The organism is Anaerolineae bacterium (assembly GCA_016931895.1).
Classification (GTDB): domain Bacteria; phylum Chloroflexota; class Anaerolineae; order 4572-78; family J111; genus JAFGNV01.
On sequence record JAFGDY010000187.1, the window covers coordinates 1 to 14,022 of the forward strand.

12 protein-coding genes and 2 tRNA genes are annotated in these 14,022 nt (G+C 56.1%); 5 read left to right on the plus strand and 9 right to left on the minus strand.

Features of this window, described 5'->3' with window-relative positions; translation table 11 throughout:
• Nucleotides 1–4 precede the first annotated feature (4 nt).
• The 3 genes from JW953_13730 to JW953_13740 all read right to left on the minus strand — a co-directional run bounded on the left by JW953_13730 (nucleotide 5) and on the right by JW953_13740 (nucleotide 2,562).
• Nucleotides 5–91 (minus strand) — tRNA-Ser (locus tag JW953_13730).
• Between the two features lie 22 nt (nucleotides 92–113).
• A tRNA-Ser gene (locus JW953_13735) sits at nucleotides 114–204 on the minus strand.
• A 105-nt stretch (nucleotides 205–309) separates the two neighbouring features.
• On the minus strand, nucleotides 310–2,562 hold the full coding sequence (locus tag JW953_13740; protein ID MBN1993757.1) for a UvrD-helicase domain-containing protein: 2,253 nt from the start codon (nucleotides 2,560–2,562) through the stop codon (nucleotides 310–312).
• 314 nt (nucleotides 2,563–2,876) lie between these two features.
• Here JW953_13740 and JW953_13745 point away from each other — a divergent pair, with 314 nt between their 5' ends.
• The 5 genes from JW953_13745 to JW953_13765 all read left to right on the plus strand — a co-directional run bounded on the left by JW953_13745 (nucleotide 2,877) and on the right by JW953_13765 (nucleotide 9,135).
• A complete protein-coding gene (locus JW953_13745) occupies nucleotides 2,877–3,509 on the plus strand; it encodes a glycerol-3-phosphate acyltransferase (protein ID MBN1993758.1) in 633 nt (210 codons plus the stop codon).
• A gap of 220 nt (nucleotides 3,510–3,729) precedes the next feature.
• Nucleotides 3,730–4,368 carry a deoxynucleoside kinase gene (locus JW953_13750; protein ID MBN1993759.1) on the plus strand — a complete coding sequence of 213 codons (639 nt, stop codon included), beginning with the start codon at nucleotides 3,730–3,732 and terminating at the stop codon, nucleotides 4,366–4,368.
• Nucleotides 4,369–4,709: 341 nt separating this feature from the next.
• Complete coding sequence (locus tag JW953_13755; GenBank protein ID MBN1993760.1) at nucleotides 4,710–5,711, plus strand: MoxR family ATPase; 1,002 nt, start codon at nucleotides 4,710–4,712, stop codon at nucleotides 5,709–5,711.
• A 5-nt stretch (nucleotides 5,712–5,716) separates the two neighbouring features.
• Nucleotides 5,717–6,949 carry a DUF58 domain-containing protein gene (locus JW953_13760; protein ID MBN1993761.1) on the plus strand — a complete coding sequence of 411 codons (1,233 nt, stop codon included), beginning with the start codon at nucleotides 5,717–5,719 and terminating at the stop codon, nucleotides 6,947–6,949.
• A complete protein-coding gene (locus JW953_13765; protein MBN1993762.1) occupies nucleotides 6,922–9,135 on the plus strand; it encodes a DUF4129 domain-containing protein in 2,214 nt (737 codons plus the stop codon). The genes JW953_13760 and JW953_13765 overlap by 28 nt, the downstream gene beginning before the upstream one ends.
• A gap of 98 nt (nucleotides 9,136–9,233) precedes the next feature.
• On the opposite strand, the gene JW953_13770 is transcribed toward JW953_13765, so the two are convergent.
• The 6 genes from JW953_13770 to JW953_13795 form a co-directional block, all read right to left on the minus strand.
• Entirely contained in the window at nucleotides 9,234–9,770 is a 537-nt protein-coding gene (locus JW953_13770) for a PadR family transcriptional regulator (GenBank protein ID MBN1993763.1), read from the minus strand.
• Nucleotides 9,771–9,817: 47 nt separating this feature from the next.
• Complete coding sequence (locus JW953_13775; GenBank protein MBN1993764.1) at nucleotides 9,818–10,432, minus strand: hypothetical protein; 615 nt, start codon at nucleotides 10,430–10,432, stop codon at nucleotides 9,818–9,820.
• Nucleotides 10,374–11,153 carry an ABC transporter ATP-binding protein gene (locus tag JW953_13780; protein ID MBN1993765.1) on the minus strand — a complete coding sequence of 260 codons (780 nt, stop codon included), beginning with the start codon at nucleotides 11,151–11,153 and terminating at the stop codon, nucleotides 10,374–10,376. The genes JW953_13775 and JW953_13780 overlap by 59 nt, the downstream gene beginning before the upstream one ends.
• Nucleotides 11,150–12,157 carry an iron ABC transporter permease gene (locus JW953_13785; protein ID MBN1993766.1) on the minus strand — a complete coding sequence of 336 codons (1,008 nt, stop codon included), beginning with the start codon at nucleotides 12,155–12,157 and terminating at the stop codon, nucleotides 11,150–11,152. Before JW953_13785 ends, JW953_13780 begins: the two co-directional genes overlap by 4 nt.
• Before the next feature lie 7 nt (nucleotides 12,158–12,164).
• A complete protein-coding gene (locus tag JW953_13790) occupies nucleotides 12,165–13,502 on the minus strand; it encodes an ABC transporter substrate-binding protein (protein ID MBN1993767.1) in 1,338 nt (445 codons plus the stop codon).
• Nucleotides 13,503–13,692: 190 nt separating this feature from the next.
• Nucleotides 13,693–14,022, minus strand: a 330-nt coding sequence (locus JW953_13795) for a hypothetical protein (GenBank protein ID MBN1993768.1), incomplete at its 5' end; no start/stop codon positions are given.

The following is a 14,022-nucleotide window of genomic DNA, read 5'->3' on the forward strand; positions in this document are numbered from 1 at the left end:
AGAGCGGAGAGGGCGGGATTCGAACCCGCGAGGCTGTTACACCTACACGATTTCCAATCGTGCGCACTAGACCGGACTATGCGACCTCTCCAAACATAACGGGCAAAATTTACTGGCGGGGAGGGTGGGATTCGAACCCACGGTGGACACAAGGCCCACAACGGTTTTCGAGACCGCCCCATTCGACCGCTCTGGCACCTCCCCAGCACCAATTAAAACGCGATGATGAACGCCGTGAAGCGCAGGAAATTATAGCATGCTGGCCGGGAAGCGGCAAAAGTTTAACCCGATCAGCCGGGGTTCAACAGCTTACCGTTTCTCCAACGGCGCAAAACTGGCCGCCAATTTTTTGATACCCTGCTGGGGAAAAGCCACCTGCACGTACTCTTCGCTGCCTTCCATTTCAACTCCAATCACCGTTCCCTCGCCAAATTTCTGGTGGTAAACTTGGTCTCCCGCTTTGTAACTGGCCGCCTTAGGCGAAGCGTCAACCTCGCCGCTCTGACCCCAGCGAGTACTGACCGGTGAAACCGCCGGTTGGCTGGCCGCCAAACCTGTTCTGGCCGAGCCGGAGCGAGATCGCCGCGAATTATCATCCACCAACTCAGCCGGGATGTCGGCCAAAAAGCTGGAAGGAATGGTCAACTCTTCAAACCCGTAACTGGCCCGGCGAAAGGCCCGCGTGAGATAGAGCTGGTCTTTGGCCCGGGTCATGCCCACGTAGGTCAGCCGGCGTTCCTCCTCCATCTGTTCCACATCATTAAAACTACGGCTGTGGGGGCACAGGCCCTCTTCCATCCCAATGATGAAGACCACCGGAAACTCCAGGCCCTTGGCCGTGTGCAGGGTGAGCATGGCCGTGGCCGCGCCTTCTTCAACCAGAGCGTCCACATCGGATACCAGGGCCACGCGCTCCAAAAATTCGGCCAGGGCCTCGTCGCCGGCCGCGCCGGCAAATTCTTCGGCCACCCGACGCAGCTCTTGCAAGTTCTCCCAACGCTCTTCACCCTCCGGGGTGTGGTCATTAACAAAGTTTTTATAGCCGGTGCGGGCCAGGGTAAGGTCAAACAATTCCGGCAGGGTCAGTTTCTTTTTGGCGCTGATGAGCAGATTCATCAATTGGCCAAAAGCCACCAGCGATTTACGCGCCCTGCTTTTGAAAGGAGCGGCGGTAAGGTCGGCCCCAGGATTGGCCTCGTCGGCTTCAGCCTGGCCGACCTCTTCATCGGCCACCACTTGCTGAATGGCCTGCCAGGGCGTAGTCCCTAACTGAAAGGCCCACTGTTCCAGGTCGCCGATTGTTTTTTGGCCAATGGCCCGTGGCGGCACATTGATCACCCGGCCCAGGCTCACGCTGTCTTCGGGGTTGTGCACCAGGCGCAGGTAAGCCAGAGCATCCTTGATCTCCTTGCGGTCGTAAAAACGGGTGCCGCGCACCAACAGGTAGGGCATGCCCCGGCCAATAAAAGTTTCTTCCAAAATACGGCTTTGGGCGTTGATGCGATACATCACCGCCACGTCACCCGGCGAAATTCTCTCGGTTGATTGCAACCGCAGAATTTCATCCGCCACAAAGCGGGCCTCTTCCCACTCGTTGTAGGCTTCTACAATACGAATTTGGGGGCCTCGCCCGCGTTCGGTGAACAACTCGTTTTCAATACGATGTTGGTTTTGGCGGATCACGTGTTGGGCCGCCGTTAAAATGGTTTCCGTGGAACGATAATTTTGCGACAGGCGGATCAGCTTGTGATCGGGGTAATCCTCGCGGAAGCGCAACACGTTGCGATAATCGGCCCCGCGCCAGGAGTAGATGCTTTGATCCAGATCGCCCACCACAAAAATGTTGCGATGCGCCGCAGCCAGCATTTTGGTCAGTTCATACTGCACCATGTTGGTGTCCTGGAATTCGTCAACCAGAACGTGCAAGTATTTTTGCTGGTACTTTTCCAGCACGCGCTCGTGCCGCCGGAAAAGCCGGTGCGTCACCAAGAGCAGGTCGTCAAAATCCAGGGCGTTATTTTCCACCAGAATTTGCTGGTAGCGTTCGTAAACGCGAGCCATGATCTCTTCTTGGTAGGTGCGGGCGGAGAACTGCTCCGGCGAGATCAATTCGTTTTTGGATTTGGAAATGGTGTAGTGGATGGGATTGGGTTTCCACTGTTTCTCATCCAGGTCCAACTCGCGCAAGGCCCGTTTGACCACCGCCAGTTGGTCGTTACTGTCAAAAATAACAAAATTGCGGTCGTACTGCCCCAACACCTCCACTTCCTGCCGCAGCCAGCGGGCGCAAAGGGCATGAAACGTGCCCACGCTCAAACGACTGACCTGGGGCGCGGACAACATTTCTTCCAACCGGCTGCGCATTTCGCGGGCGGCCTTATTGGTGAAGGTAACGGCCACAATCTGCCAGGGAGCCACGTGGCCGGCCCGGATCAAATAAGCAATGCGATGAGTGAGCGCCCGCGTTTTACCGGAGCCAGGCCCGGCCAGGGCCAGGATCGGCCCCTCCACGGTGGTAACGGCCTCTTGCTGGGCCTCGTTAAGTTCTGCCAAAAAGTCCATTCAGGGTTTGCTCCAGGGAATCAATCAAATCAGTATTGTACCATAAGGGGGGGAGAGGGGGCAAAGGCAAAGATTGATGTCTTGAATTATTGATCGGACCTTATTATTTTGACTCCTTGTTTCTTTTTGCTATACTCCGAGCCACCAAGAAACATCAGACATAAAAATCAAACTCCTCAATAAAACACCGGTCGCCTGGCCGGGAGCTGTCCCAATTTTTAGGCCATAGGGTAGGGACAGGACATTGTCCTGTCTCTACCACCAAAATTTTGGGATGCACCCCTGGCCAGGGGCAACAAAAACAGGATAGTGTGGTGATTTACGTCCTCTCAATTATTGCGATTCTGATCTCCTATCTTTGCGGTTCAATTCCGGTTGGTTACCTGGTGGCCCGGCTGTATGGCATTGACGTGACCGCGGCGGGCAGCGGCCGGACCGGCGGCACCAACGTTTTGCGGGCCGCCGGGCCAGTGGCCGCCGGTTTGACCGTGCTGGGAGATATGCTAAAAGGTTTGATCCCCATCTATCTGCTGGCAAGCGCCGGTTTTCCGGCGGTGGTGGTGGCCCTGGCCGCCAATGCCACGGTGATAGGCCACAACTACTCCCTTTTTTTGCGCTTTCGGGGCGGCGTGGGGGCCGGCACAGCCATTGGCGCCCTGGCCGGATTGTCTTTTCCGGTGGCTTTGATCACGGGCATCTGCGGACTGATTGGCCTGGCCTTGAGCGGCTACGCTTCCATCCTTTCGGCCACAATCGCCGTTTTTGCCCTCATTACGTTGATTGTCTCCGCGATAATCGGTCACACTCCCTATGCCTATATTGTCTTTGGCGCCATCAACCTGGCGGCTATGTTTTACGCCCTGCGGCCAAACTTCAGCCGGTTACGGGCCGGCACGGAGCGCAAAATAAGACGCAAAACCGAAAATACCAAGCCTATTGACGAGTAACCAGACCCTTAATCATGCTCCATAACCTGCAACTGTTCCGGCAGCGCCTTGCATAAGAGCGAAGAGTTATGCAATGCCCTTCTACTACATATAGGGTTAAAAAGGGGTTATGGCACAACATATAGTAGCTTATCTTGACATTCTGGCTTTTTTCAGTAGAGTCTAACCAAGAGGGTAAATTGTTCAATGGAGCACTATAACCAGTCAGGAGGGCACAAAGATGAGTGAAAAATATTTTGTGGCGGTGGCAGGCAATATTGGCGTTGGCAAAAGCACCCTGACCCAGCTACTGGTCGAAAATTTGCACTGGACGCCATTTTACGAAGCGGTTGACGACAACCCTTATTTAACCGACTTTTACCAGGACATGCGCCAATGGAGTTTCCACTCCCAAATCTTTTTTCTGTCGAGCCGCTTACGTAGCCATCGAGAAATCCTGAACCATCCTCACCCGGTGGTGCAAGACCGCAGCATCTACGAGGACGCCGAGATTTTTGCCCGCAACTTGTACGAACGGGGCAATATGTCGGAGCGAGATTTTAATGTGTATCGCGGCCTGTATCAAGAATTCATCCAGTTTTTGCCCCCGCCGGATTTGATCATTTACCTCAAGGCCAGCGTGCCCACTTTAATTGAGCGAATTTTGCGCCGGGGCCGGGAATTTGAACGGGATGTGTCGCCGCTCTACCTGCAACAGTTGAATGAACTCTATGACGCCTGGATTGAGGATTTTACCCTGTGCCCCGTGCTCACCGTGCCCGCCGACCAATTGGACTTTGTCCGCTTTGATGCCGATTTCAGTTACATTCAACAAAAAGTTATGGCCTGTCTGAACGGCCGGGCCAGGGTGTATCAGTAGTAGCTTATGCTCGTCCCCGCACAAAAGGTTAAGTTTTCCTATTGACCTTTTCTTAACCTCCCGGTATATTTAATACTGTCTCTTAATGGTCAAACTTTGGTCAAGCTTGAGCATGACCCTATTTGCTGTTTGATGATATAATTTTTTACCGGCGAGGGATGGTTCATAGAGCGCAACAAATCAACGCATTTTTTTTGACCGGCGACCGGGGGGCTATGACCAACGACCAACGACGAATGACCAGATTCGTTACGCATTTGATTGTTCGTCGTTGGTCGCCCGTCCCTCGTCGTTGGCGCTGTGAACCATTTCCCCAACGATCACTTAAATTTGGAGAAAATATGACGCTTAACCAACCGCTGCTCACCAAAGCCCCGGCCCCGGTAAATCCTCAACTTCAGCCGAAGTTGACGCTTGAGCAGGCGGCGCACCTCATTGACCGCTTGCAGCAGAATGTTAGCCAGGCGGTGGTGGTCAACCCCGAAAAATTAAAACTTATTCTCACCACCATCTTGGGCCAGGGACACTTGCTTTTGGAAGATGTGCCGGGCATCGGCAAAACCCTGGTAGCCAAGGCCCTGGCCCGCTCTATCAGCGCCCGTTTTAAACGAGTGCAGTGCACGCCGGACCTGCTGCCCAGCGACATTACCGGCGCTTCTATTTACAACCAAAAAGAACAGCGTTTTGTGTTTGCGCCCGGCCCTCTCTTTGCCCAGTTTGTTTTGGTAGACGAGATCAACCGGGCCACGCCGCGCACCCAGTCCAGTTTGTTGGAAAGTATGGCCGAACGCCAGGTAACCGTTGACGGCCACCAGTACAAACTGGAAGAACCGTTTTTTTTGATCGCCACCCAAAATCCCATTGAAACCGCCGGCACTTTTCCCCTGCCCGAGGCCCAGTTGGATCGTTTTCTCATTTCGCTCAGCCTGGGCTATCCCCAATTTGCCGACGAAGTATTGATCTTGGAAAGAGAAGAGCACGAGGACCCCCTGCAAAAGATCAAACCCGTACTCACGCCCGAACACATTTTGGCTTTACAGGTTTTGGTGCAAAGCGTAAACGTGGTGCGGTCCCTTAAAGAATATATCATCAAATTGCTCACCGCCACCCGCAACCATCCCGACGTGCTGTTGGGAGTCAGCCCCCGGGGCGGCGTGGCCCTGCAACGGGCGGCCCAGGCCATGGCCCTCTTAAACCATCGCCGCTTTGTTACCCCCGACGACCTTAAAGCCGTGGCCACAGGCGTATTGAGCCATCGCCTCATCACCCACGAGCGCTCCGGCGAGTTGCCCGCAACTATTGTTGACGCCGTGCTAAAAAGCGTGCCGGTGCCGGTGGATTAAACGCCATGCCCACCAAACGCAGTTGGGGATTTTTGGCTTTGGCCATCGGCCTGTACTTGCTGGCCAACCAAACCCAGGTGGGTTGGGTTTATATCATGGCCGATGGCCTGCTGGCGGTGTTGATCGTCTCCTTTTTTTATGCCCGGGGCATGTTAACCCCCCTCCAGGCCCGCCGCGATTTCCGCAACCTGTCCGCCGGCCGGGAAAACAAACTTGCCCAAAGTGCCGACAACAACGGCAAAAACGGCCTTGAGCTGTCTCCCCCGGTTTTTTACGAGGACGACGCCCTGGAAGTTACCCTTCAATTTAACCATCCCGGCGTTAAACCGGCCTTTCTGGTGAGCGGCGCTGAGTTCTGCCCTTTTGCCCCGCCCGCCGAACGGGAACAGTTCTTTTTCATCCCCGGACTTTTTAAGGGTCAACCGCAATCCCTAAGCTATCAAACCCGCGCCGATAGACGAGGTTTATACACTTTTTCCAAACTGCCCTTGCGCTCAAAAGGGCCGTTTGGCCTGTTCAGCCTCAAACGCGCGCTGGATACGCCGGGCCAGATTTTGATCTACCCCTATTACCATCCGCTGCAACGCCTGCGCCTGTTGGAAACAAGAGAATTGGCCGAAAGGCAAACGGCCAGGGTCGGCGTGGGCAGCCAGGTGATGAGCACCAGGGAATACCGCCCCGGGGATTCATTGCGCCAAATCCATTGGCGCAGCACCGCCCGGCTAAGCAAACTGGTGGTCAAAGAGTTTGCCGAAGAAGACCAACCTTCTCTCACGGTGGCGCTTGATCTGGCAGCCGCCGGCGGCGTTCAGGACAAGTTTTCCCCGTTTGAAACGGCCATTCGCCTGGCCGCCAGTTTGGGCCATTATGCCACCCGCAATGCCGTTCCCTTTAGACTGGTGGGGGCCAGCCCCAGGTGGGCGCCGCCGGCCACCCCTTTGGGTTGGTGGGCCATCTTGAATTATTTGGCCAAAGTGCAGCCCGATGGCCAGGAGCCGCTGGCCAAGTTGCTCGCCGGTTTGCCGCCGTTTCCTTTTTTGGTGGTTCTGGCCAGCCACCCCGACCCTTCCCTGGCCCGGGTTTTGGCCGCTTTACCCCGCAAAGGCGGGCAAACGCTGGCCGTTTTCATCACCCCCGGCGGCGCGATGCCGGAGAACGTTAAAGTAACAAAAACAAGAGGGCTGGAAGTCAAGCAGGTCAGCCCCTACAATTGGACGGAAGCGATAGAAACATGGTGAACCGGGCCGGTTCAAGTGCAAAACGGGAGAAATCAAAAAAAATAGAGCGTTCGCTGAAAGTGCGGCTCATGGTGCTGGCCGCCATGTTGGCTCCTTTGTTAGCCCTGGCGCGGGTTCGACCCGACCTGTGGCCTCACGCGCTGATTGCGGCGGCGGGCATGAGCCTGGGCCACTGGTACAGTTATCGTAATTTAGATCAAAGCACCGCGGCCGTGCGGGGCCTAATGTTTATGCTCATTCACGTGGCCTTTGCCTGGCTGATCATTGGCCTGGCCATTGGGGCCACGGTGCCGCAAGCCCAATTTGCCGTTTTTGCCCAGGCCATCACCAGTTTCGACCTGCGCTATCGCCGCAGCCTTTTTACCACGTTGTTCCACAGCCTGATCAATCTTTATGTAGTGGCCACTTTAAGCCGCACCCTGGAACTGGCCGTTTACCTGATCCTGTTTGCGGGGTTGGCTCTGGCCGCTTACTTTGTGGCCGCCAAAGAGGAAGGCTTAAGAACGGCCACGCTGCGCCCTAAACCCAACCCGGCTTCAACTACCCAAAGCCCCACTCAGGCCGGTTCCATGACGGTTTTTGGCGTGGGTTATGGCGCAGCCGCCCTGCTGGCCGTGCTTGCGCTTTTTATGGTTGTGCCCCGCTTTGCCAACAATCCCATTGTGCCCCCCTTTACCATCAATATTCCGCTCGAAGGAGGCGTCCGGGCGGAGATCATCAATCCCGGCGTGCCGCTGGTCCAAATTAACGGCTGGAGCGACGGCGTAAGCGATTACTTTTACGGTTTTAACAACAACCTGGATTTACGCTACCGGGGCGGCCTGAGCGATGCCGCCGTAATGTACGTGCGCAGCCCCAGCCGCAGTTATTGGCGCAGCCACAGTTACGACTTTTATACCGGCGTCACTTGGACCCAGAGCGATAAAACCCTGACCCCCATTGACCCCCGGGTAGGCGTGCATTACGTTTTGCCCGCGCCGCTGGGCGCGCCGGCAGCCCAAGGCCGGGCCGGGGAGGGACAGCGCATTGTGCAAACCTTTACCATCGTGCGGGAACAACCCAACCTCGTTTTTGCCGCCTACCGCCCGGCTGAAATTTTTATCACGGCCGATGAAATTTCCCTGGACAGCGGCGACGGTCTGCGCCTGCCCCAGGCGCTCAAACCCGGCTTTACTTACAGCGTGGTTTCTGTCCGGCCCCAATTTGACCCTGAGCTGCTGCGGCAGGCGTCCGCGTTGTACCCGCCCCAAATTGCCCGGCGCTACTTACAATTGCCCGGCCAAATATCCAACCGGACCAAAAACCTGGCCGGGCGACTGGCCGCTCCCTACGCCAACAATTACGATAAAGTGCTGGCCCTGAACAACCACCTGTTAACCGAATACACTTACAATTTCTTTCCGCCCCCCCATCCCCCCGGCGCGGAAGTGGTAGACACCTTTTTATTTGAGGATAAAGAAGGGATGTGCGAGCAGTACGTTACGGCTTTGGTGGTAATGGCCCGCGCGTTGGGTATTCCGGCCCGCCTGACTACGGGGTACGGTTCCGGCACGTATAACCCTATCACCAACTACTACGAGGTGAAACTCAGCGATGCCCACTCCTGGGCCGAAGTTTATTTTCCAGGTTACGGCTGGGTTCCTTTTGACCCCACCCCCGGCTGGACGCCGCAGCCCTACCCTACGCCCGTGCAAAACTGGCTATTTGCCAATCAGGGCCAATTCTTTGGGCTTGACCTGTCCACGGCGCCGCTTGGCCAAATCATGAACGGCGGCGCGGCCGGCCTGGTTTTATTTATGCCTGTTCTGGTGGGCCTGATATTGATGGTAGGAGCGGCCTTGTTGCTCATTTTTCTGGTCAAACAGTTCAACCTATCTGCCAAAACCCCCGGAAGCGGTGAGGCTTACTCCTGCCTGCCGCCACATCCCCGCCGCCAACTTATTCTCAAACTCTACCGCCAGGCGAGCAAACTTTTAAACCACAAAGGCTACGTGCCGCGCCAGCGTTGGGAGGCTCTGGCCGAATACGCCCGGCGGGTGGGCGACTGGCCAACATTGGCCCGCTTGACCAACGCCGCCGAAATTGCCGCCTACCGCCCCGAAGCCCCGGACGAAGAAACAGTGGCCCAGGCCAGGCAGTCCCTGGCGGACCTACAAAAAGAGCTATCCAGGCGGGGACGAATTTGATTATCACCGGCAAGATTTAAGCCATAACCGCCGGGGAAACTCCCCTGGTCACACCGCTGGGGGCCGAACTTAATCACAGACATATCGCCAGCCCAGAGTTACAATTCCCGGCACGTGTTCAGCCAATCCAGCATGGCCTTTATCTGGGAAATACGGAATTGATGCACCAGCCAATCAAACGGGTGGGAATCGGCCAGGCCCTCGGCCAGGATTTGCTGCTCGGCCAGCCAATTCCGGCAGGCGGCTTGCTGCCGCTCAAGTAAGGTCCGGGCCACTGTGTCCCCTTCTTGCCGGGCAAAATAGAATTTAGCCAGAAAATCCAATCGAAAACCACGGCCCCGGTCTACCGGGCTTTGCGCCCAATCCAAAAAAGCCCGCCGGCCCAATTCGGTCAGGGCAAACATCTTACGCGGCGGCAGGGACTCTTGCGGTTCAAGGGTTTGGCTTACGTAGCCCCGCTGCTCCAATTTGTCCAGCAGCGCATACACTTTACTTTGTTTCACCCGCCAAACCAGGCCCAGGCCGGTGGGATCGGCCAGTTGCCGGTAAATTTCATAACCATACCCTGGTTGCGGGCGCAGCAAACCTAACAAGGCATATTCAATTGTCAACGGCAGGCTTGATCGAGGACTCATCGGCATATCCCTCGCTGATCAAAAAAATATTCCAGCTGACGAGAAAGTCAACCTCTCCATAGCCGGCGGGCCAAGTTATGGGCCATCGAGGAAAGGTTGGCCCCGGGCGGAATAGAGACAACTTCAGCCGCAGGCCAGCGTTTTTGCCCCACCGCCAGCAATTCGGGCCGGATGACCACCAGCCCCCGGCGATAATGGCCGGCATCCAGGGCCAATAATCCGGCCAGCCACCCTTTACCACATTCAAGTTCAAGCGGCCCTAACTCGTCAACAATGAACAGGTCGCAGGGACAGGCTGTTTGCAATACCGTATTGCCCCAGGCCAGAACCGCCGGGTCAAAACTCCAGCCGGGGGTGGGCGATCCGGCAATAGGTTGCTGCCCGGCTTCCCGCCGAATGGCCAGCCGGCGCCGCTGTCCGGTGCGCAGATTTTGCGCGGCAATGGCAACTTTTTGGTTATGCTCAAAAACAGGCAGAGATAGAATTCCGGCCACTTGCCGGCCTGTTTCTTGCGCCAGCTTAACCAGATAACGACAAAAAGTGGTTTTGCCGACATTCCTCTCGCCGGTAATAATGAACAGAGAAGGCGCAACTCCTGCCATCTCAATCAAGCAAAACCACCGGCCGCCCATCAACCCGGGCGACCCGTACCGGAACGCCATAAGTGATCTCCAACTTTTCTGCGGTCAGGGTCTGTTCCAGCAGGCCGCTATCAAGGGCGCGGCCGGCCCGCATTAAAACCAGGTAGCGGGCAATGGCGATAGCCACGTCCGGTTCGTGGGTGGTTAAAACAATGGTCACCCCTTGCCCGGACAGGGTGCTTAAGACCTGCAAAATCCGGCTTTTGTTGCTCAAATCCAGGTGCGAGGTCGGTTCATCCAACAGCAGAATGGAGGTTTGTTGGGCAATGGCCCGGGCCAGCATTACCATTTGCCGCTCGCCGCCGCTCAACTCCAGGAACGAACGATGTTTCAAGTCGGCTAAACCCAATGTTTCAAGGGCGGCCAGGGCCAGCCGGTAATCCTGATCTGAGGGCAAATCGAGCAGACCCAGATAGGGGGCGCGTCCCAGCAACACGTACTCCCAAACGGTGAAGTTGAAGGGGATATACTCCGCCTGGAGCACTAACCCAATCAGTTGGCTCAAAGCAGCGCGAGAGTAGTCGGCCTGGGGCCGGCCCTTGAGCCAGACCTGGCCGGATTGAGGAGACAGTAATCCCAGGATGACGTGCAGCAAGGTGGTTTTGCCCGCGCCGTTAGGGCCTAAAATGGCCGTAATTGTGCCGGGCGGAATGTCCAGAGAGAGGCTGTCCAAAACTGTTGCCCCCCCTGGATGGTAGCTAAAGCGCAGCCGGTCAAGGGAAATGATGGGCCGGTTGTTCATTGGCGTAACCCCAGGTTGGCGCTCAGCATCAGGCCGATAAAAATCAACGCGCCAATGAGCGAGGTCAAAATGCCCAGGGGAATTTCGCCGGGCAATAAGGTGCGGGCCAGGTTATCGCAAATCACCACAAAAATGCCGCCAACCAACATTGAGATGGGCACGGTAAATTGGGCATTGGCCCCGCCCAGGCGCCGGGCCAGGTGAGGCACAATCAGGCCCACCCAGCCCACCACCCCGCTAACGGAGATAACGGCAGCGGTGGCGGCCACCGCCGCCACCAACAGCAAGCCACGTTCCCGGCCCGGGGCCGCGCCCAGAGAAAAGGCGGTTTCGTCGTTTAAGGAAAGCAGGTTCAGCCGCCAGCGCATCAGGTAAACCAAAGCCAAGCCGGGCAAAACCAGGGGCAAAATGTACAGCAGGTCGCGCCAGGTGACACTCCACAGGCCGCCCAGCAGCCAGAAGGTGATTTCCGGCAATTGGGTCAGGGGGTCGGCCAGGTATTTTAAAACGCCGACTCCGGCGGAGAAGAGGGCCGACACCGCAATTCCGGCTAGAATCAGGCGCAACGCCCAGCCGCCAAACCGCCACTGCCGGGCCAGCGTGTACGACAAAAGCAGGCCCAGCAGGGCAAACAGCGTGGCCAGAATTTCAATCACCACCGGCGATGAGCCAATCCACAAAATGCTAAAGGCTGCGCCAAAAGCTGCGCCCTGGGACACGCCCAAAAAGCCCGGCTCCACCAGCGGGTTGCGAAAGACCATTTGCAACACAGCGCCGCAGGCAGAGAGGGTCATCCCCAGCAACAAAGCCGTCAACAGGCGGGGCAGGCGCAAGGAAAAGACCAGGCGCTGGGCCAGGGCGTCCTCCTGTAACAGGCCGGGCGACATCCAGTAAGGGGCCGGGTAACGCCCCACAAAAACCGACAGCAGGAACACCAGCAACAAGCCCAGCGCCAGCAGCCACAACAACCGGGCCGGAGAAACGCGGTACGGGGTAAATTGCATGGGTAAATTACAACCCCTTCAGTAGCGGCGTCACCTCGGCCTGGATGGTGGCCGGATCCAGGCCATACATCTGAGTGTAGAACTCGTTGAGCGCTTCCTGAAGGTCAATCCCAGCGGCTCGTTCTGGCTGAATTTTGGTAGCCAGCCATTGTAGCCCCAAAATCCAGCGGGTGTCGGGTTGGTCCCAACTGTAGAAATCTTTGGCAAAAGCGTAAAGTTGATTGTTTTGCACCGCCTTGAGTTCCTGCCACTTGGGGTCGGTTTTGAGCTGCTCCACCACGGCCACAGGGTCGGCAAAATAGTTGATCACGTAAATCTGATCCGGGTTCCAGGCCGCAATTTGCTCAAAGCCAACCACGGTCCAGCCGCCTTTTTCGGCGGCTTCTGTCCAAACCGGCGTTCCGCCGGCCAGCTCGGTCATAGTGGTTTGCAGCCAGGTGGCGGGGGGCACGTTAAAGGCGACCTCGCCGCCCCTGTCGCTGTATTGAAGCAGCAAGACGTTTGGCTTTTGCTCGGCGGTAAGGCCGGCCATGGCCTGCCGCACCCGGTCTACCCGCTGCTGGTAAAAATTGAGAATTTCCCGGGCGCGGGCCGGATTGCCCAACAACTGGCCCATGATGGCGATGTCCCGGTCATATTGTTCAGGGGTTTCCAGGTCAACGTAGACCACGGAAATGCCCAATTGCTCCAGGGGTTGGCCAAGTTTTTCGGCCATGAAACTTTTGAGCAGAACCACATCCGGCTTGAGCGGGGCGATTTGCTCTGGCCCGACGTTTTGTTCCAAAAAGATTTTGTCGCCATAAGCCGGGTCAATAACGGCCAAAAAATCATTTCCCGACTGGTTACCTCGCTCGATTCCGGCCAGGCGTTGGCTTGCTTCAGGAAACATGTAGAAGGCATCGGCCACCAGGGTGTTGGCTCGCCCGGCAAAGACAAAACGTTGGGGCTGTTGAGGAAAAATCAGGGTGCGCCCCAGGGCGTCGGCAACCATCACTTCCCCCCCCATCGTGGCCGAGGAAAGCAATAGGGCCTGGGCTTCTTCGGCGGAGGGAACGCAAATTTTCCAGCCAACCTCAATTACGTCCGGGTTGGTAATTTGGGCAAACGTGGAGTCCTGGACATGTTGTTGGTTGGTGGCGGCTACCAGGGCCGGGTAGGCCAACATGTCGCCCAAAAATTTGGCCGAGATTTTGCTCAACCAGTCATCCGCCTGGATGGTGTAAGTTTCCACACACGTAACAGTTGATTGGCCCGGCGGCGCGGCCAGAACAGGCCAGGGAACTACGGCAATCAAAAGGATACTGATTAAAAGCCAACTCAAAAATCGGGACAGTTTGTGAGACATTGTTTTTAGTTCCTCCAAGTATATTCATTTAATAAGTATTCATTTTATGAGTACTATAACTAAAAAAATGAAATTAGACAAAAACAAGCCAACTAGATTGTCTGATTTGTTGATGAAGTCCCTACAAGCACAATGCTTCTAAAATGTTTGTTTAGATCAGATTAGATGTTCCTACAAGAGGTATTAGGGGTCAGGTACGATTCTTCAGCACAGCTTCTTGTAAAAATTCGGTAAGTTTAGCCTCAATTTGAGCATGAGCCGGGCCAAACCACATCAGGTGACTTTCCGCCGGTACCTCAAACAATTGGGCATGGGGAATGTGTTGGGCGGTGTACTCGGCATGCGAAAAATCAACGCTGCCGTCAAACCGGCTGTGGATGATGAGCGTGGGCGCGGTAATCCGGCCTAAATCGCCGCTGCGATGTTTGAGATCGGCCCAAAAGCCGGTCCCGGAGCGACATTCGGTAATAAACTTTAGGGCCAATGTCTGTTGTTCTGCCGTCATCCGGCTGACTACCTG

Bases quoted from the DNA above. Each gene is read 5' to 3' on its own strand.
- JW953_13760 (MBN1993761.1), top strand. From the start codon at position 5,717: ATGCCCACCAAACGCAGTTGGGGATTTTTGGCTTTGGCCATCGGCCTG.
- JW953_13770 (MBN1993763.1), bottom strand. From the start codon at position 9,770: ATGAGTCCTCGATCAAGCCTGCCGTTGACAATTGAATATGCCTTGTTA.
- JW953_13750 (MBN1993759.1), top strand. From the start codon at position 3,730: ATGAGTGAAAAATATTTTGTGGCGGTGGCAGGCAATATTGGCGTTGGC.
- JW953_13790 (MBN1993767.1), bottom strand. From the start codon at position 13,502: ATGTCTCACAAACTGTCCCGATTTTTGAGTTGGCTTTTAATCAGTATC.
- JW953_13785 (MBN1993766.1), bottom strand. From the start codon at position 12,157: ATGCAATTTACCCCGTACCGCGTTTCTCCGGCCCGGTTGTTGTGGCTG.
- JW953_13775 (MBN1993764.1), bottom strand. From the start codon at position 10,432: ATGGCGTTCCGGTACGGGTCGCCCGGGTTGATGGGCGGCCGGTGGTTT.
- JW953_13740 (MBN1993757.1), bottom strand. From the start codon at position 2,562: ATGGACTTTTTGGCAGAACTTAACGAGGCCCAGCAAGAGGCCGTTACC.
- JW953_13755 (MBN1993760.1), top strand. From the start codon at position 4,710: ATGACGCTTAACCAACCGCTGCTCACCAAAGCCCCGGCCCCGGTAAAT.
- JW953_13780 (MBN1993765.1), bottom strand. From the start codon at position 11,153: ATGAACAACCGGCCCATCATTTCCCTTGACCGGCTGCGCTTTAGCTAC.